Source organism: Luteibacter anthropi, from assembly GCF_011759365.1.
In the GTDB taxonomy this organism is placed as follows: Bacteria; Pseudomonadota; Gammaproteobacteria; order Xanthomonadales; family Rhodanobacteraceae; genus Luteibacter; species Luteibacter anthropi.
The window spans coordinates 97616-114605 of sequence record NZ_JAARLZ010000006.1 but is presented as its reverse complement, the minus strand read 5'-3'; the positions used below and the strand labels follow the sequence as shown (position 1 = coordinate 114605).

The window sequence follows — 16990 nt, the reverse complement described above, 5'->3', positions numbered from 1 at the left end:
CCGCTAAACGGCCTTCAGCACGTAAAGCCCGAACGCCGGTCCGGGCGATACCCACTCACGCTCCACGATCCATCCACCGGCCTGCGCAAGCGCCGCGAAGGAGGCCGGCGTGAACTTGTGCGAGTTCTCGGTATGGATCGATTCGCCCGCTGCGAAGTCGAACACCTGCCCCGCCACTGTCACCCGTTGTGCGTGGCGGCTCACCAGGTGCATCTCGATGCGAGCCTTGTACGCGTTCCATATCGCACGATGTTCGAACGCTCCCGTGTCGAAGTCGGCGCCAAGCTCCCGGTTGATGCGTACCAGCACATTGCGATTGAACGCGGCGGTGACACCTTCCGCGTCGTCGTAAGCCGCAATGAGCGTACCGGTATCCTTCACCTGGTCGGCGCCCACGATGAAACGGGTGCCCTTGCCAAGGCTGCATCGCACGGTACGCAGCAGCTCCACCGCCTCGTCGGGGGTGAAGTTGCCGATGGTGGAGCCGGGGAAAAACGCCACCACGGGTCGCCCTGCCACGTCGTCGGGCAGTTCGATGCCACGGGTGAAGTCCGCCACGCGTGGATGCACTTCAAGTGACGGATAAGCCGCTCGTAGTCGCTCTGCGGCTCCCTGCAATGCGTCCGGGCTGATGTCCACGGGAACATAGGCGCTCAGCCACGGCGCGGCATCGAGAAGAAGACGAGTTTTCTCGCTGGCACCGCTGCCCAGTTCGAGCAACGCTGCGCCTTCGGGAAGATACGTGACCAGTTCGCTTGCGATGCTCCCCAGCAACGCGGTTTCCGTGCGCGTCGGGTAATACTCCGGTGTTGCGCAGATCGCCTCGAACAGCGCGGAACCCGCGCCGTCGTAGAAGTACTTCGGCGAGAAGGACTTCGGCGTGGCCGACAAACCGGCCAGCGTATCGCGCAGGAAGGTGTCGCGTTCGTCCTCAGGCTCACCCGGCACGTCACGGGCCAGACGCACGCCGGAGAACATCCAGCGCTGTCCGGGGCGGTAGAAATTGCGGTACGAAGGGCGGCTGTGGCCGGGCGGCGTCACGCTCGCGCCGCCCCGGAGCACCATCTGTCCGCTCATGAACTTGCCGTTGTATTCGCCGACGGCATCGTCCGTCGCGCGAAAGCCGGGATACGGGGTATATGCACTGGCGGTCCATTGCCAGGCCACGTCGTCCACCTGCTCCAGGCCGGGGCGCGAACGCACCGCATGCTCCCACTCCGCTTCCGTCGGCAATCGCGCACCGGCCCAGCGCGCATAGGCTTCGGCCTCGTAATAGCTGACATGGGTGACCGGTGCATCCGGGTCCACCGGCTGCCAGCCGGCCGGGGTCATATGCGACCAGACCTCGCCTTCGCGCTGCCAGTACAGCGGTGATTCCCAGCCTTCTTCCCGAGCCAGTGCCCAGCCGTCGGAAAGCCAAAGGTCCGCCCGCCGATAGCCACCCATCGTCATGAAGGCCAGCCACTGCCCGTTGGTGACCAGCCTGTCCGCGATATGGAAAGGTTCCAGCCACGCGGTGTGTCGCGGCCCTTCGTTATCGAAGGCAAACGGCTCATCGGCGGCACCTATGCGCACAGGGCCGCCGCCTACACGACGAAAGCGCGCGATACGGCCCGCTGCTGGAAGTGGCCATGCCGGGTCGAATGCCGGTTTCAATGGCGACTGGGCGAACAGGTGCTGCATGTCCATCACCAGAAGCTCCTGGTGCTGCTCCTCGTGCGCCAGGCCCAGCCGCAGCAGGGATTCGGTCTGCGCATCGAGGGCTTCCGCCAGCAGCACCTGCATATGGGTGTCGACGTGTGCGCGATATTCCATCACTCGTGCAACGGACGGCCGTGTCAGCAACCCGCGCATGGGACGCGGATGGCGCGGACCGATCGCCTCGTAGTACGAATTGAAGAGAAAGCCGAAGATCTCGTCGAACACCGTATAGCCGGGTACGTTCGGCCCGAGGATGAAGGTCTCGAAGAACCAGGTGGTGTGCGCAAGATGCCACTTGGCCGGACTCGCATCGGGCATGGACTGCACCACCATGTCCTCAGGATCAAGGGCGGCTACCAGCGCCTGCGTGCGCTGACGCAGCGTGGCATAACGTTCGGCGAGGGAGCGTTCATGGCGGGCGGTCGTGCAGGCGACGGCCGTGGTACACGCAGGATCGGAATCGAGAATGGCTTGCATGGGTGACGTCCCTTGGCTGATGTCCCGACCGGCCACGCTATGCACGCGGCCGACGCAGGAAGACGGATAACCATCGTGCGTTCGGCACCCGGCCATTCCAAGTCGAGAGGTCCGCACATCAAGGATTCCCGGGCGGCAACAATGGCAGGATCGGACACTTCGTGGCGGAATTTGATGCACTTGCAAATCATCCAGACGCTCTCATAATGAGTGCTCACTCACTTATTTATCCCCTTTCTGGAGCATACCCATGCGTGTCCTTTTATTTGGTGCCTCGGGCATGGTCGGCCAGGGCGTGCTCCGTGAATGCCTGCGCGCCGAAGACGTATCGGAAGTAGTCGCCGTGGGCCGCAGCCCGCTCGCCGTGTCGCACCCGAAGCTGACCGTGCTTGTGCGTGCGGACCTCGCGGATCCGGCGGCCATCGCCAGCCTGCCCGGCCACTTCGATGCATGTTTCTTCTGCGTGGGCGTGACCTCGTTCCGCATGGACGAGGCGACGTATACCCGTCTTACCTACGACATGACACTCGCCGTCGCCACGGCGCTTTCGCGACGTGATCCGGACATGACCTTCGTTTACGTATCGGGCGCCGGTGCGGATTCCACCGAGCACGGCAAGACGATGTGGGCACGCGTACGCGGCCGCACCGAGAATGCCCTGGCGCGGCTTCCTTTCCGGCGCGTGCATGCGATCCGGCCCGGCATCATCCGCCCGATGCATGGCGTCACTTCGCGCACGCGGGCCTATCGGATGCTGTATCCCATCTTCGCCCCCCTGCTGCCGCTATTGCGCGCATGGCTCCCCCACCTCGTGGCGACAACCGAGTCGATCGGCCAGGCCCTACTTGGACTGGCGCGCAACGGCTACGGCAAGACCATCCTTGAGATGGCAGATATCGAAGAAGTCGCACAGCGAAAGGGCTAAACCTCACCATTGGGCGCTTGTGGGCCGTACCATGTCGGCATGACCACCGTAATGACCGTCTCCCGGGCCGTGACTGCCCTCGGGGCGCTGCCAAGGAACATCGCGACGTGAAGCCCATCGTCATCGCGACGATGCTGGCATTCGCGCACGCCGCCCTGCTCATCGCTTTCCCTGTCCAGGGCATGACGGTGTCCTATGTGGCGTTCTTCTCCGTCGCCGCGATCGCCATGATCTCCACGCTTCGCGCGTGGTATCGCTCCGGTACGCCGCGAGACGATCGCTGGTGGCTGCTGCTGGGCAGCCTGTCGCTCTGGGCCGTGGGCATGGGGCTTGCGGCACGCGAAAGCTATGTCTTCGACAACGACAATCCGGCGCCGGGCTACAGCATGTTCCTTTACGTGCTGTACGTGCTTCCGGTGCTGGTCGCCGTGTCGTCGGCCCCCGTGGCAGCGCGTAAACAGTGGGCCATCGCCATCGACCTGTGCCTCGCCGCGCTGCTTGGCGTGCTGTTCTATGTGCGCACCTTTTCCATCGTCAGCGTGCAGGGTGCTCCGGGCATGGCGCAAGCGCTGGACGTCGCCTGGATGCTGGACTTCGAGAACTGCTGCCTTGCCATCGCCGCCCTGCTGCGTTTTCTTGCCACCGACCGACCCAACGATCACTACTTCTTCCGCGCGGTGATGGCCTTCTTCGTCACCTATGCCATTTCGGGATTCTTCTACAACCACTACGTCGCGCTGGGTGGTCATCCCGAATTCGGTACGTCGCCATGGGATGCAGTGCTCGACCTGCCGTTCCTGGTGCTCTTCGTGACGACAGCCTGGCGTAACCCCCAGAGGCATTGGCATCCGCCGGTCTACCTGGTGCGCTTCGTGCAGGGTGCCAGTCCTACCTTTCTCGCCATCAGCGTGCTGGGTTTCGGGTTGATGGTGATTCCCGATTACCCCACGCTTGGCATCATCGGCGCCATCGCCGCAGTGCTCGGTATCGGCCTGCGCGGCACGGTGGCCCAGGTCGATCTGGTCGAAGAGGAATACCGCCTTTCGCGCAGTCGCGATGAACTGGAAGGCCTGGTCTTCATCGACAGCCTGACCAGCCTGGCGAATCGTCGGGCGCTGGACGAGCGGCTCTGGCGCGAATGGCATCGCCCTGCACAACGCGAACCCATTGCCCTGCTCATGATCGACGTCGACTTCTTCAAGGAATACAACGACCGCTATGGTCACCTTGCCGGCGACGACTGCCTGCGCGCCCTCGCCAGCACCCTGCTCGCGCGCGGACTACGCGCAGGCGATTTCATCGCCCGCTTCGGCGGCGAGGAATTCGCCGTGGTGGCGCCAGCCACGCGCCTGCAGGAAGCCGTGGCGCTCGCCGAAGACCTGCGCTCGCACGTCGAAGGACAGGCGCTCGCCCACCCGCTGAGCCCCTTCGGCGTGCTGACCATCACCATCGGCGTGGCGACCCTGCATGCCAGTGCTTCCGGTAGCCCGCTCGACCTGCTGAACGCAGCGGATCGTGCGCTCTACCGTGCCAAGCAGTCGGGCCGCAACCGGGTAGGCACCATGAGCGAAAGCATCCCGGAGGCCCCCCGCCCCGTGTAGGAGCGCGCCTTGCGCGCGACCGGCATGGCGTGCGCCCCCACGATTCCTGTAGCTGGCCGCCATGAACGGTCGCGCGCAAGGCGCGCTCCTACACGAGCCGGGGTTTTAACCCCGTTTGCCCTGCTGCTTCGTTTCACCTTCATGTCCCCCAAGCGAGGCCATGCAAGATGAATACGCTACGCGTCACCCTGCCCCTGCTTTTCGCCGGCCTTGTCGCCACGGCTGGCGCCGCAGCCGGCCAGCCGCCCGCGACGCCCCGGATCGGCGTGCCCGTTGCCACGGACGACGGATCCGCGGATTGCGGCCAGGCACAGATCACGCCCCCCATCATGCGGCGGACCACCGCCCGTTATGGCGGGGTGCAGGTCACCGCGGCAGCCGCACCCGCGCCACCCTCTCCGGCGGCGCCGCCGGCCTACGCTGTCGAAGAAGCGTCCGCAGGGCAAGCATCCGTAGCCAGGCTGGCCGTGATGCCAACGGGCATGATGGATACCAGCAATTACCGGCACCGCGATACGAATCCAGTGCATCTGGCGGCGAGCGAACCGGTATCCACCTTCAGCATCGACGTGGACACGGGCTCATACACCAATGTCAGGCACATGCTCCAGCAAGGCCAGCTCCCTCCCGCCGATGCCGTGCGCAGCGAGGAATTCATCAATTACTTCGACTACGGCTACGCACTGCCCAGCGACCGTTCGCAGCCTTTCAGCGTCACTACCGAACTGGCCCATGCGCCGTGGAACGCCGATCGCGAACTGCTGCTGGTGGGCATCCAGGGATACAAGGTCCCTGCAAACCAGATACCTGCGGCGAATCTCGTTTTCCTCGTCGATGTCTCCGGCTCCATGGACGAACCCGACAAGCTGCCGCTGCTGAAGGCTTCGCTACGCCAGATCGTGCCGAAGCTTCGCGCCCAGGATCGCGTGTCGCTGGTGACTTATGCCGGTGCCACCTGCGTGGCCCTGCGCTCTACCGCCGGCAATGAACACGCGAAGATCCTCGCCGCCATCGATGCCTTGCATGCCGGTGGTTCCACCAACGGGGCGGCCGGCATCGACCTGGCGTACGCGCAGGCGGCGAAAGGCTTCATCAAGGGCGGTGTGAACCGCGTCATCCTTGCCACCGATGGCGATTTCAACGTGGGTACGGTAAGCATCGAAGCCTTGAAGACGCGCATCGAGGACAAGCGCAAAAGTGGTATCGCGCTGACGACGCTTGGCTTCGGCGAAGGCAACTACAACGATGCCATGGCCGTGGAGCTGGCCGATGTCGGCAATGGCAGCCACCATTACATCGACAGCCTGGAAGAAGGTCGCCGGGTGCTGGTGGACGAGATGTCCGCCACGCTGATGACCATCGCGAAGGACGTGAAGATCCAGGTGGAATTCAATCCGGCCGTGGTGACCGAGTACCGCCTCATCGGTTACGAAAAACGCATGCTCGCCCGCGAGGATTTCAACAACGATGCGGTGGATGCGGGTGAGATCGGTGCGGGTGCCCATGTCACGGCCATCTATGAAGTCACCTTGAAGGATTCAAAGGCACGACGCATCGACCCGCTGCGCTATGGCTCGTCGACGCCGGCTACCGGCAAGGGCTCGGAACTGGCTTTCCTGCGCCTGCGCTATAAACCGGCCGATGGCGGTGCCAGCAAGCTGATCGAGCAGCCGCTTTCCGCGCAGGTGGCAACCTCGCCGAGCGAGCGGATGCGCTTCGCCGCGGCGGTGGCCGCCTTCGCCGACAACCTGCGCGGAGGGAAGTACAGCGACGGGTTCGGGTATGACAAGGTCGCCACCCTGGCTCGCGATGCACTGGGCGCTGACCCGGGCGGGTATCGCGCGCAGCTGGCGAAGCTGGCCGATATGGCCGGCGGCATGCAGACGCCGTAACCCTCGTTGCAGGAGCGCGCCTTGCGCGCGACCGGGTTGTCGCGATGACCGGTCGCGCGCAAGGCGCGCTCCTACAGGGTATCGACATTATCCACGTGCGGATTTCTCTATCTCCCGAAGATGCCGTAACCTCCCCGGCCATGGACGCACCCCTGGCCGACGATGCCGCCTTGATGCAGGCCTGGACGGGCGGGGACGCGGCTGCCTTCACCACGCTCTATACGCGCCACAAGGGAGCGCTTTACCGCTTCCTGCTACGCACGCTGAAGGATCGCGCGCTGGCCGACGAGTTGTTCCAGGAGACCTGGAGCCGGGTCATCGCCGCACGCGCGCGTTATCGGCCCGAGGCGCGCTTCAGCACCTGGCTGTTGCAGATCGCCCATAACCTGGCCATCGACAGCTTCCGCAAGCAACGACCGCATGCGGGACAGGAAGAAACCGAAGCGGTATTCGCCAGCCAGGCCGCTCCCGAGCGCGAGCAACCGGAGCATGCGTTATCCGATTTCGAGCTGCGCCGACGCATGCAGCTGGCCATGGAAAGCCTGCCCGACGAACAGCGCACCGCCTTCGTGCTACGTATGGAAAACGAACTGTCCATCGAGGAGATCGCCACCGTCACCGGAGTAGGCCGCGAAACGGCGAAGTCGAGGCTTCGCTACGCCATGGCCCGTATCCGCGAACTCGTTGCCGAATGACATGAACCCGAACACGCCAGCGCCCAGCGACGACGACCTGCCCGACGAGCACGACCTCGCCGGCCTGTACGCGCGCCTGCCCCGGACCGAACCCGATCCGGCGCTCGATGCCGCCGTGCTGGCTGCTGCAAAGGCCGCCACGCCACGGCGCCGGCCGCGCTGGCCGCTGGCCCTGGGCTCGGCGGCGGTACTGGTGCTGGCCGCCGGTCTTGCATGGCAGCTGCGCGAGACGCAGCCTGTCTATGCACCGCCTCCGGTTGTCATGGAAAAATCCCCTTCTCGCGAAGAAGCCCCTGCCACGGTCGCGGCCCCGCCACCGGCGGTGGACGAAGTCACCAACACATCCGCTGCACCTGTGGCCCCCACGCGACGTGCCGCGCGCACGCCGGCGCCGGTGGCCCGGAAGTCGGTCCATACAACGGCGCCGGCCATGGAATCCATGGCGCCCTATTCGATAGCCCCGGCGCCGCCTGTGCCTCCAGCGCCGCCAGCGCCCCCCTCCCCAGCGGAGCCGCCCGCTCCCGGTGAAGTGCGCACGTACGTCGCCGCACCGCGCCTCAAGCTGGACAATGCGCCGGCATTGCAAGCCGCAGACACCGCGCAGGTGGCTTCCCGGCCAGCCACCGTGCCGGACCCCGACACCCAGGTGGCCGACATCCGCCGGATGCTCGACGAAGGCCGTCGCGCCGATGCCCTGCATGCCCTGAAGGTCCTGCGTCGTACGTATCCGCATTACGACCTGCCCCAAGACCTGCGCGACCTGGAGCGGTGAGCGCACTGCAAACCCTCACCTCGCCGTGGCTCCACGAGGAAGAGATCAAGAAGAGCCGCTTCATCGCCCGGGCCGCGCCCGTCGCCAGCCCGGACCAGGCGATGGCATGGATGGCCTCCGTCAGCGAAGCCGGTGCCACCCACAATTGCTGGGCCTATCGCATCGGCGATGCCTATCGCTTCCATGATGACGGCGAGCCCGGCGGCACGGCCGGGCGTCCCATCCTGCAGGCCATCGAGGGCCAGGGCTGCGACCGCGTGGCCGTGGTGGTCACGCGCTGGTACGGCGGTATCAAACTGGGCGCAGGCGGTCTGGCACGGGCCTACGGCGGCAGCGCGGCGGAATGCCTGCGCGTGGCCCCGCGCGTGGATATCGTCGAGACCGGCCGCCTGCACATGCATTGCGACTTTCCCGGCCTGGCTCTCGTGTCGGCACGCATCCGCGAGCTGGGTGGCGAAATCGAGCGCGAGGTGTTCGTGGCGGATGGCGCCGAGCTGACCGTGCTGGCACCGAAAGACCGTCTCGACGCCATCGCCGCCCGGGTCACGGACGCCACGCGAGGCCGTGTCGTGCCGCGGGTGGTGGAGTAAACCCGGCAAAACCGATTGAATAGCGAACCGGATGGCCCCATCCGTCCACAAAGCCCACAGGATCGCGCCGCGCATGACTGAAGAACGCAGGGAGAAATCACGCAAGATCGGCGCACTACGCCACCTCTGGCCCTTCCTGCAGCCACACCGGGGCCTCGCGCTGGGCTGGCTATTCTTCCTGGCGCTGTCTTCCGGTGCCTCGCTGGTGCTGCCGGTGGCGGTGCGCCACATCATCGACCGCGGCTTTCTCGCCTCCAACCTGGCGACGATCAACGGCACATTCCTCGCGCTATTCGGCGTGGCCGTGGTCCTGGCGCTGGCCACCGCTGCCCGTTATTACTGCATTGCCCTGTTGGGCGAGCGTTCGCTGGCATCGATGCGCACGGCGCTTTACCGCCATGTGATGGGTCTGGACGTGGGTTTTTACGAGAGCACGCGCGTGGGTGAGCTGACATCGCGCCTGGGCACCGATACCGAAGTGGTGCAGACCCTGGTCGGCTCGGGCATCTCCGTGGCGCTGCGCAGCGCCGTGATGCTGATCGGTGCGGCTGCCGCCATGGCCTGGACCAGCCCCCGTCTCGCCGGTCTCACCGCCCTGGTGATTCCCGCCGTGATGCTGCCCATCCTGGTCTTCGGCCGGCGCGTGCAGAAGCTCTCGCGGCATAGCCAGGATCGCATTGCCGATGCGGCTGCCGTCGCCAACGAGACCCTCAACGCCGTGCAGGCAGTGAAGGCCTACGGACGCGAGCCAATCGAGAGCCGCCGCTATGGCGATGCGATTGCCCGCGCGCTGGCAACGGCGCGTCGTCGCATTGGCATGCGCTCGGTGCTGACGGCGGCCGTGATCGTACTGATCTTCGGTGCCATCACCCTGGTGCTGTGGGCAGGCGCACGCGATGTGATTTCCGGCGAACTGGCACCGGGCGTGCTCAGTCAGTTCGTGTTGTATGCGATCTTCGCCGCCGGGTCGGTGGCAGGCCTGTCCGAAGTGTGGGGCGATGTGCTGCGTGCCGCCGGCGCCATGGAGCGCATCGGCGAGCTGTTCGCCGAGCGGCCGGTCATCAAGACGCCGGAAGCACCGGAGCCACTGCCGCGACCGGTCACCGGATCGCTGCGCTTCGAACATGTGTCGTTCCGCTATCCCACCCGCCCCGATGTGCTGGCACTGGCCGAGTTCGACCTGGACATTGCACCGGGCGAGACGGTTGCCCTTGTCGGCCCATCCGGCGCGGGCAAGAGCACCGTTTTCAGCCTGCTGCTGCGTTTCCACGATCCGGCCACGGGGTCGATCCGTTTCGACGGCGTGGACCTGCGCACGCTCGCGCTACCCGAACTGCGTGGAGCCATTGCGCTGGTGCCGCAGGAAACGATCATCTTCGGCGGCACGGCAGCGGACAACATCCGCTTCGGTCGCGAAGATGCGACGGATGCGGAAGTGCGCGATGCGGCGTTGCTGGCGGAGGCTGACAGCTTCATTTCCGCACTACCCGAGGGATATGAGGCGGCACTGGGCGAACGCGGCGTACGCCTGTCCGGTGGCCAGAAACAGCGTATCGCCATCGCACGCGCAATTCTGCGCGATGCACCGTTGCTGCTGCTCGACGAGGCCACGTCCGCGCTCGACGCGCAGTCGGAAGCCGCCATCCAGCATGCGCTAGAACACCTGGAAAAAGGCCGCACGACGCTGGTCATCGCGCACCGCCTCGCCACGGTACAGCGTGCCGATCGCATCGTGGTCATGGACGGCGGCCGCATCGTGGCGCAAGGCACCCACGTAGAGCTGCTACAACAGGGCGGCCTCTACGCCGAACTGGCCCGCCTCCAGTTCGTAGCATGACCCCAACCCATTGTAGGAGCGCGCCTCGCGCGCGACCGCCTGAAACGTAATGCTCCGTAGCGAAGCAAAGCCCCCCTACCGAAGGTGTGGGAGCCAATCGCCTCGGCGATGTTGCGCTCCGTAGGAACGCAGCCCTTGTGGTGTCTCGCTCCGTAGGAAGGGCTCGCCTATCAGCCTCGCACTCGGCGCTGGAACGTGGCGGAGCAGAGGCGACGGGGGCGGCCCTTGTCGCTCCGGCCTGCGGTGTCCCTCGGGAAAGGAGGAGCCGCTGCGCGGCTCAGTGTCTTATGGCTTACGCCCCTTCGGGCCCGGGGAGCGTGCGGGGTTTCTCGACTCGGCCTCCGTGCCTCGGCGAGAAAGACGGGTCATCCTGACCCGTCCCCTTCGGGCCTTTTCCGCCCGCTCCCCTCACCTCCATCAAGTCGCGCCAAGGACCGCCCCCGCCGCCTCTCCCCATCGTGATCGCAGGCTGTTGTAGGAGCGCGCCTGCGCGCGACCATTCATGGCGCAACCCATCACCACTCCCGTTCCACCGGTCGCGCGCAAGCACGCTCCTACAGGGACACGGGGTCGTGGTGCGAATACCTTGTAGGAGCGCGTCTGCGCGCGACCGTTCATGGCGCGACCCATCACTGCTCCCGTTCCACCGGTCGCGCGCAAGCACGCTCCTACAGGGACACGGGGTCGTGGTGCGAATACCTTGTAGGAGCGCGCCTGCGCGCGACCGTTCATGGCGCGACCCATCATCGCTCCCGCTCCACCGGTCGCGCGCAAGGCGCGCTCCTACACGTTCCAGCGCGATAGTACCCAGAAGGCTACGGCGCCTGATGTTGCCAATCCCATTCCGGTCATCGCGAGGCGAAACAACACAAACGTCGTTTCGTCTTTCGGATGTATCCATACCTGGATCATCAGCTGATCCATGGCCAACAACGCCACAATGGCGCTGCCGAAGGCCGCCACCGCGAATCCGCGCGCACCGCGTGTAGCAAGGCTCATTCCCTCGCGGCGATCCATGAACACCAGCACATTGATCACCATCAACCCCAGCGCCATCGTGATCTGCACGATTTCAATGCCCATGGCTTACCTCGCTGGTGTCGTACCTCGACGGCGCCTCGAACAACACCTGTGTATGCGCCCGCTGCACGCAGTAATGCCCCACCGCCACCAGCGCCGCCACGCCACCGATCGCCAGCGACAGGTCACGGTGATCGGCATCGTCGGCTTCCTCATGCGCCACCTCGGCCAGCAACCGCGCCGTCCCCTGCGCATACGCCAGCCATTCCGTCGCTTCATTGAGCAAGCGTTCGGTGGAGGCATCGTCGTCCTCCAGAATCCAGTGTTCGTTGATGTCCTTCATGTACGACTCCATGGGTCAGCGCCGCCCTCCCATCCCAGGTGTGGCACGCCATGGATTCCATGAACGTGCCACGGGGTAACGCAACGTCAGGTTGACGTTTTGCTGCGCATCGCTCCGGGACGATGAGGCTCTCCGGCGTGTCCGTGAGCGGACGCCGGGCGGCGTGATTGTCGAAGTGGATGCGGCGTCAGCGGGCCATCACCGGGCAGCCGGCAACGCGCCGGGTGTGTACGGCAAGGCCAAAGCGCTAGAGGCGCGGCTCACGCCGCGGTTCGTCAACCGCGTTCGGGCAGGACCGGAACGGCCCGGGCACCGGAGGGTGGGCCACCGCGGAGAAGCGGCGGGCGGACGAGTGACGTAGAATGGCAGATAGCCATGGACGACTCCTTGCTAGTTCACGCTAGTTGAGGATGACTCGGTGGTTAGTGGGATCGGGGTGACTCGTAATCACCCCGGTTCCACGCCTCCACCGCCTTGGAGCGAAGGCTGCCTGCGAGTACGAGTGAACCGACAGCGCAGGCAGCGGTGACAACGTAGCAAAACAACACAGAATTGTCTGTAGGCGCCGCCCGCGTGTTGCCGTCGTGACGCCACCGCGCGACCGGTTATCGCGAACACCATCAACGCCTCGTATTGACCGGTCGCGCGCGAGGCGCGCTCCTACAGGGGATATGTTGTCGTGAAGTTGGTTGCCCATCCGGTAGCAGTGTTGCGTTGTAGGAGCGTGCTTGCGCGCGACCGGTGGAATGGGGGCGATGATGAGTTGCGCCATGAACGGTCGCGCGCAGGCGCGCTCCTACAACACGCTGCGATCACGTGCGGAGAGGCGGCGGGGGCGGCCCTTGGCGCGACTTGATGGAGGTGAGGGGAGTGGGCGGAAAAGGCCCGAAGGGGGCCGGCCAGGAAGGCCGGCCTTTTTCGCCGAGGCAGGAGCCGAGTCGAAAAACCCCGCACGCTCCCCGGGCCCGAAGGGGCGTAAGCCATAAGACACTGAGCCGCGCAGCGGCTCCTCCTTTCCCGAGGGACACCGCAGGCCGGAGCGCCAAGGGCTGCCCCCGTCGCCTCGTGCGCCGCCACGTCTCACGCGCCGATGCGAGGCTGATAGGCGAGCCCTTCCTACGGAGCGAAACACTACAAGGGCTGCGTTCCTACGGAGCGCAACATCGCCGATGCGATCGGCTCCCACACCTTCGGTAGGGGTAGCTTTGCTTCGCTACGGAGCATTACGTTTCAGACGGTCGCGCGCGAGGCGCGCTCCTACATGGATGTGCGGGAGGAGCCGTCTACTAGTTCGATGGTGGTTACGTTGTGGATCCAGCGCGCGGGGCGGACGTCCACCGGCACGATGATGCGGAACGGGCCATCCATGCTGTCGAGGGGGTGACCGTCGCGGCGATTGACCAACAGGACCTTTTCCGCGCCCAGGTCGGCGTCGAGTTCGCCGAGGGTAAAGATCACCTGGTAACCGTCGCTCGCCGTCACTCGTACGAATTTCGCGAGCGCCGCGCCACGCAACGCCTTGTCCACCGGGGCGCCCTGTTCCCGGAGCAGGTCGATAAGGGCAATGCCGTCCCAGGTACTGGGCGTATCGCCATGGGCACCGACATGCGCACTCGCATGAGGCAGTTTTGCCAGAGCGGCCGCATCCAGCGTGACCGGGGGCTTGCCTGGCACGATGTAGCGAATGCTATCGGCGGCGTAGGCGCGTGGTGCCAGCATGATGGCCGCGACGAGCGCGCAGCCCAGTACGATTCGTTGCTTCATTCTTTGATCCTCGTCAGGCCAGCGCTTTGACCAGCGCACGCACCGTTGCCACGTCCGTGCGAGTTTCGCCACCGCCCATGCCCAGCGTATCCGCCGGTACGCGACGCATCGCGGAGGGCAGCCGGCGCTTTGCCGATGCGTGGAATTCGCGTGCCCGCGTCGTTTCACGCAACGCCACGATGTTTTCCGGATCGATGCCCGCGCCGGGCATGACCACGATACGGTGCGCCGCCTGCGCAACGAGCCGGGCAAGCGGGCCCGCACCGGCAACCGCACTGGACATGCCGCCGGAGGTCAGCACGCGTTCGAAACCCAGGTCGATCACCGTCTCCAGTGCCTCGCTGCGATCCGGCAGCAGATCGAAGGCCCGGTGGAAAGTCACGCCCATCGGGCCCGCGGCTTCGATGAAACGCTCGCAGGTATCGACATCGATTTCGCCTTCGGCGGTCAGCGCGCCCACCACGACGCCGGCACAACCCAGTTTGCGGCAATGCTCGATGTCATCGATCATCGCTTCGACTTCGTCGTTTTCGTAGAGAAAATCGCCCGATCTCGGGCGGATCAACACATAGAGCGGTATGCGCAGGCCTTCGCGCGCAAGGCGGATCGTGCCGTGTGACGGCGTGATCCCGCCTTCGTCCAGGCTGGCACACAGTTCCACGCGATGTGCGCCACCCTCCTGAGCAGCGAACGCGGAGGCCACCGAATTGGCGGCAACTTCAAGCAGACCCATGATCAGTACGTGCTCTTGCCCGGGATGAGTGTGTCCTGCTTTGCCGCATCGCAGACCGCGTAGGAGAAGCCCTTCTGGATGGCCCACGCGCCAACGTTGCCCTTCTTGTCCATGGCAAGGAAGCCAACCTGGATATCCCTGGCACCCGGTTTGCGACGCAGGATACGTTCCACGGCTTCCCGGCAGGCATCCTCCGGCGAGCGACCCTGACGCATCAGCTCGACGACGAGGAAACTGCCGACGTTGCGGATGACTTCCTCGCCCACGCCTGTGGAAGTAGCGGCGCCTACTTCGTTATCGACGTAAAGGCCGGCACCGATGATCGGGCTGTCGCCGACGCGACCGTGGAGTTTCCATGCCATGCCACTCGTGGTGCACGCACCGGACAGGTTGCCGTGCGCGTCGATGGCAAGCATGCCGATGGTGTCGTGGTTGCTGGCATCGCCGGGCGTGCCGCCCGGGCCGGCGTTGTAGGTCTTCACTTCACTGTTGGCCACTGGCTTGTACTTCGCCGTCTTCAGCCATTCGTGCCAGGCCTGCTCGGATTCCGGCGTGAGCAGTTCCTCGCGGGGAAAGCCTTGTTCCACTGCGAACTGCAAGGCGCCATCGCCCACGAGCAGCACGTGGGGCGTGCGCTCCATGACGCGACGAGCGACCGAAATGGGATGGGCAATGTGTTCGATGGCAGCCACGGCACCGCAGTTGCCCTGCTCGTCCATGATGCTGGCGTCGAGCGTGACCTTGCCGTCGCGATCGGGATATCCCGCGCGCCCCACGCTGTGGTTGCGCAGATCTGCCTCGGGTACCCGCACGCCCTGCTCCACCGCATCGAGTGCACGGCCGCCATCGGCCAGCACCTTCCAGGCGGCCTGGTTCGCGGCCACGCCGAAATCCCAGGTGGAGCAGACGCGGGGCTTCATCCCGGCACCTCCGGTGGCCTTCGGTTTCAGGTCCACCCGAGCGAGCGCGTCAGCGCCCAGTGCCACGCCGGACGCGAGGGTCGCGCCCTGGAGGAAACGCCTGCGATCCATGAATCACCCCGTTCGACGACGCGCCTGCCGCGCCGTCGCCGATGGTCGCATGGGTACGTCGTGGCTGACCACCTTCCCTGTCACGCTCCAGGGTTTCCCTGCGATAGGCCTGGGCCATCATGAGGCGTGCCGTGGCGTCGCGGGCCATGAAGGCACCCAGCATGGCCATGAGCGTGAGTATGGCCAGGACATAAAGCAGGATGGCACCTCGGCATTGTTTCATGGGCATGCCAGAGCACGCTCAAAGCGGCGGCCGTCATGCACGGTGAGACGTATCGTCACGGTGGATACGTCTTTGCATGCAGCGGCCAGGGGCGCGCGCGTTACACCATCGGGCGTGGTGATGTCGGCGATGAATCCGAGGGAAGCGATGCCTTCTGCAAAAGGTTGCGGATGGCCGTTCGGGGCATATCGCAATGTGTTCCCACGAACGACCTCCCAGCGACCTGCGCATGGCCCCTCGCGACGACAGTCGGCCACGATGGCCCCGAGCACCAGCCATGCGGTGTCTTCGCTGCGCCGCGATGCAAGTACCTGCCTTTGGAAACGCCCTGCCGACACCAACGCAATCAGCGCAATCGCGGCCACCAGCGACGCCACTACGAGCCCCGCAAGCAGTTCAACGAGGGTCATGCCCCTGGCAAGGTGACGGGCCATGCCAGTTCCTCCCTGCCCTTCCATGTAATCCGGATGATGCAATCCGTTGCCGTGCCGCACTCGACATGTCCTTCGGCTGCACGCCCCATGTGGGCGCCCAGGTCACGTTGAAATGCCGCGAGATCGTCCGCGGCGAGTGAGTGCGGATGGCATGTCGAGAGGCATGCCGGCGAACTTGCCGCTTTTGTATAAATGCCTTGTTCCCACGCCTGCGGATTGCGGCGCATGCGTTCGGCGAGTGTCGCGGCCAGCGTGGTTGCGGCCAACGAACGGGAAGCCCGGGCATGCACCGCGAGGGAGTGGCCGACCCAGGTGGCGTGGCATGCCGAGCCGATGGCGAGTACGGCCAGGGCGACGAGGCATTCGACGAGGGAGGAACCGGCGGGCTGGCGCATCGGGTAACGATGCCGCCGTAGCCGCCGCACGGCTATCGGTGCTGCCCGATGCCAGATGTGATCTGTAGGAGCGCGCCTTGCGCGCGGCCGGTTATCGGCAGCACGGCACCTGATATCGACCGGGTTGTCGCGATAACCGGTCGCGCGCAAGGCGCGCTCCTACAAGGGAACAAAAAAAACCCCGCGCGGTGCGCGGGGTTTTCATGGCATCGATGGAGGCGGGATCAGGCCGCCACTTCGACGCCCGACGCCTGGGCACCCTTGGGGCCCGTCGTCACTTCGAACTTCACGCGCTGGCCTTCCTGAAGGCTACGAAACCCCTTCGAATTGATCGCAGAAAAGTGGACGAACACGTCCTCCCCACCGTCCTCGGGCGCGATGAAACCGAAACCCTTGGCATCGTTGAACCACTTGACCGTACCGAAACGCATTGCGGAAACCTCTGGACATGGACTGGAAGCACCCGGAAAGGCGAGGCTACCCCATGGATTCCCTTGGCCTGCCCCCGCGGCGCAGGCAAGTATCAACATGTTTCAGATAAAAGCGCAACTACGATT

General features: G+C 65.3%; 17 protein-coding genes. 7 read left to right on the top strand and 10 right to left on the bottom strand.

The genetic code is table 11. The features are described from left to right. Positions 1–3 precede the first annotated feature (3 nt). Positions 4–2178, bottom strand: a complete 2175-nt coding sequence (egtB, locus tag HBF25_RS22555; RefSeq protein WP_166948818.1) for an ergothioneine biosynthesis protein EgtB — start codon at positions 2176–2178, stop codon at positions 4–6. A 250-nt stretch (positions 2179–2428) separates the two neighbouring features. Here egtB and HBF25_RS12295 point away from each other — a divergent pair, with 250 nt between their 5' ends. The 7 genes from HBF25_RS12295 (at position 2429) to HBF25_RS12265 (ending at position 10490) form a co-directional block, all read left to right on the top strand. Further along, complete coding sequence (locus HBF25_RS12295) at positions 2429–3103, top strand: NAD-dependent epimerase/dehydratase family protein (RefSeq protein WP_166948815.1); 675 nt, start codon at positions 2429–2431, stop codon at positions 3101–3103. A gap of 107 nt (positions 3104–3210) precedes the next feature. Beyond that, entirely contained in the window at positions 3211–4704 is a 1494-nt protein-coding gene (locus HBF25_RS22550; protein WP_166948813.1) for a diguanylate cyclase, read from the top strand. 167 nt (positions 4705–4871) lie between these two features. Further along, positions 4872–6596 carry a vWA domain-containing protein gene (locus HBF25_RS12285; RefSeq protein WP_166948811.1) on the top strand — a complete coding sequence of 575 codons (1725 nt, stop codon included), beginning with the start codon at positions 4872–4874 and terminating at the stop codon, positions 6594–6596. A gap of 140 nt (positions 6597–6736) precedes the next feature. Then, complete coding sequence (locus tag HBF25_RS12280) at positions 6737–7291, top strand: RNA polymerase sigma factor (RefSeq protein ID WP_166948809.1); 555 nt, start codon at positions 6737–6739, stop codon at positions 7289–7291. A 1-nt stretch (position 7292) separates the two neighbouring features. Then, positions 7293–8063, top strand: coding sequence for a hypothetical protein (locus HBF25_RS12275; protein ID WP_166948807.1), 771 nt, complete (start codon positions 7293–7295; stop codon positions 8061–8063). Next, entirely contained in the window at positions 8060–8653 is a 594-nt protein-coding gene (locus HBF25_RS12270; RefSeq protein WP_250877529.1) for an IMPACT family protein, read from the top strand. Before HBF25_RS12275 ends, HBF25_RS12270 begins: the two co-directional genes overlap by 4 nt. A gap of 73 nt (positions 8654–8726) precedes the next feature. Further along, complete coding sequence (locus HBF25_RS12265; RefSeq protein ID WP_166948804.1) at positions 8727–10490, top strand: ABC transporter transmembrane domain-containing protein; 1764 nt, start codon at positions 8727–8729, stop codon at positions 10488–10490. Between the two features lie 783 nt (positions 10491–11273). Here the strand turns inward: HBF25_RS12265 and HBF25_RS12260 are convergent. The 9 genes from HBF25_RS12260 to HBF25_RS12220 form a co-directional block, all read right to left on the bottom strand. Further along, the gene (locus tag HBF25_RS12260) at positions 11274–11573 is read right to left on the bottom strand and encodes a hypothetical protein (protein WP_166948802.1); all 300 of its coding nucleotides are present in this window, start codon (positions 11571–11573) and stop codon (positions 11274–11276) included. Next, the gene (locus HBF25_RS12255; RefSeq protein WP_166948800.1) at positions 11563–11853 is read right to left on the bottom strand and encodes a hypothetical protein; all 291 of its coding nucleotides are present in this window, start codon (positions 11851–11853) and stop codon (positions 11563–11565) included. Before HBF25_RS12255 ends, HBF25_RS12260 begins: the two co-directional genes overlap by 11 nt. A 1257-nt stretch (positions 11854–13110) precedes the next feature. Further along, positions 13111–13617, bottom strand: coding sequence for a molybdopterin-dependent oxidoreductase (locus HBF25_RS12250; protein ID WP_166948798.1), 507 nt, complete (start codon positions 13615–13617; stop codon positions 13111–13113). Positions 13618–13630: 13 nt separating this feature from the next. Next, complete coding sequence (locus HBF25_RS12245; protein WP_166948796.1) at positions 13631–14350, bottom strand: copper homeostasis protein CutC; 720 nt, start codon at positions 14348–14350, stop codon at positions 13631–13633. Positions 14351–14352: 2 nt separating this feature from the next. After that, positions 14353–15381 (bottom strand): glycosylasparaginase, encoded by a 1029-nt coding sequence (locus tag HBF25_RS12240; RefSeq protein ID WP_166948794.1) that lies wholly within the window; start codon positions 15379–15381, stop codon positions 14353–14355. After that, positions 15320–15604: a hypothetical protein gene (locus tag HBF25_RS12235; RefSeq protein WP_166948792.1), complete on the bottom strand. Its 285-nt coding sequence runs from the start codon at positions 15602–15604 to the stop codon at positions 15320–15322. The genes HBF25_RS12240 and HBF25_RS12235 overlap by 62 nt, the downstream gene beginning before the upstream one ends. Then, a complete protein-coding gene (locus HBF25_RS12230) occupies positions 15601–16038 on the bottom strand; it encodes a PulJ/GspJ family protein (protein ID WP_166948790.1) in 438 nt (145 codons plus the stop codon). The genes HBF25_RS12235 and HBF25_RS12230 overlap by 4 nt, the downstream gene beginning before the upstream one ends. After that, a complete protein-coding gene (locus tag HBF25_RS12225) occupies positions 16011–16433 on the bottom strand; it encodes a PilV family protein (protein ID WP_166948788.1) in 423 nt (140 codons plus the stop codon). The genes HBF25_RS12230 and HBF25_RS12225 overlap by 28 nt, the downstream gene beginning before the upstream one ends. A 224-nt stretch (positions 16434–16657) precedes the next feature. Continuing rightward, the gene (locus tag HBF25_RS12220; RefSeq protein WP_045829421.1) at positions 16658–16864 is read right to left on the bottom strand and encodes a cold-shock protein; all 207 of its coding nucleotides are present in this window, start codon (positions 16862–16864) and stop codon (positions 16658–16660) included. Positions 16865–16990 lie beyond the last annotated feature (126 nt).

Bases quoted from the DNA above. Each gene is read 5' to 3' on its own strand.
- egtB (WP_166948818.1), bottom strand. From the start codon at position 2,178: ATGCAAGCCATTCTCGATTCCGATCCTGCGTGTACCACGGCCGTCGCC.
- HBF25_RS12295 (WP_166948815.1), top strand. From the start codon at position 2,429: ATGCGTGTCCTTTTATTTGGTGCCTCGGGCATGGTCGGCCAGGGCGTG.
- HBF25_RS12285 (WP_166948811.1), top strand. From the start codon at position 4,872: ATGAATACGCTACGCGTCACCCTGCCCCTGCTTTTCGCCGGCCTTGTC.
- HBF25_RS12280 (WP_166948809.1), top strand. From the start codon at position 6,737: ATGGACGCACCCCTGGCCGACGATGCCGCCTTGATGCAGGCCTGGACG.
- HBF25_RS12275 (WP_166948807.1), top strand. From the start codon at position 7,293: ATGAACCCGAACACGCCAGCGCCCAGCGACGACGACCTGCCCGACGAG.
- HBF25_RS12265 (WP_166948804.1), top strand. From the start codon at position 8,727: ATGACTGAAGAACGCAGGGAGAAATCACGCAAGATCGGCGCACTACGC.
- HBF25_RS12260 (WP_166948802.1), bottom strand. From the start codon at position 11,573: ATGGGCATTGAAATCGTGCAGATCACGATGGCGCTGGGGTTGATGGTG.
- HBF25_RS12255 (WP_166948800.1), bottom strand. From the start codon at position 11,853: ATGAAGGACATCAACGAACACTGGATTCTGGAGGACGACGATGCCTCC.
- HBF25_RS12250 (WP_166948798.1), bottom strand. From the start codon at position 13,617: ATGAAGCAACGAATCGTACTGGGCTGCGCGCTCGTCGCGGCCATCATG.
- HBF25_RS12245 (WP_166948796.1), bottom strand. From the start codon at position 14,350: ATGGGTCTGCTTGAAGTTGCCGCCAATTCGGTGGCCTCCGCGTTCGCT.
- HBF25_RS12240 (WP_166948794.1), bottom strand. From the start codon at position 15,381: ATGGATCGCAGGCGTTTCCTCCAGGGCGCGACCCTCGCGTCCGGCGTG.
- HBF25_RS12235 (WP_166948792.1), bottom strand. From the start codon at position 15,604: ATGAAACAATGCCGAGGTGCCATCCTGCTTTATGTCCTGGCCATACTC.
- HBF25_RS12230 (WP_166948790.1), bottom strand. From the start codon at position 16,038: ATGGCCCGTCACCTTGCCAGGGGCATGACCCTCGTTGAACTGCTTGCG.
- HBF25_RS12225 (WP_166948788.1), bottom strand. From the start codon at position 16,433: ATGCGCCAGCCCGCCGGTTCCTCCCTCGTCGAATGCCTCGTCGCCCTG.
- HBF25_RS12220 (WP_045829421.1), bottom strand. From the start codon at position 16,864: ATGCGTTTCGGTACGGTCAAGTGGTTCAACGATGCCAAGGGTTTCGGT.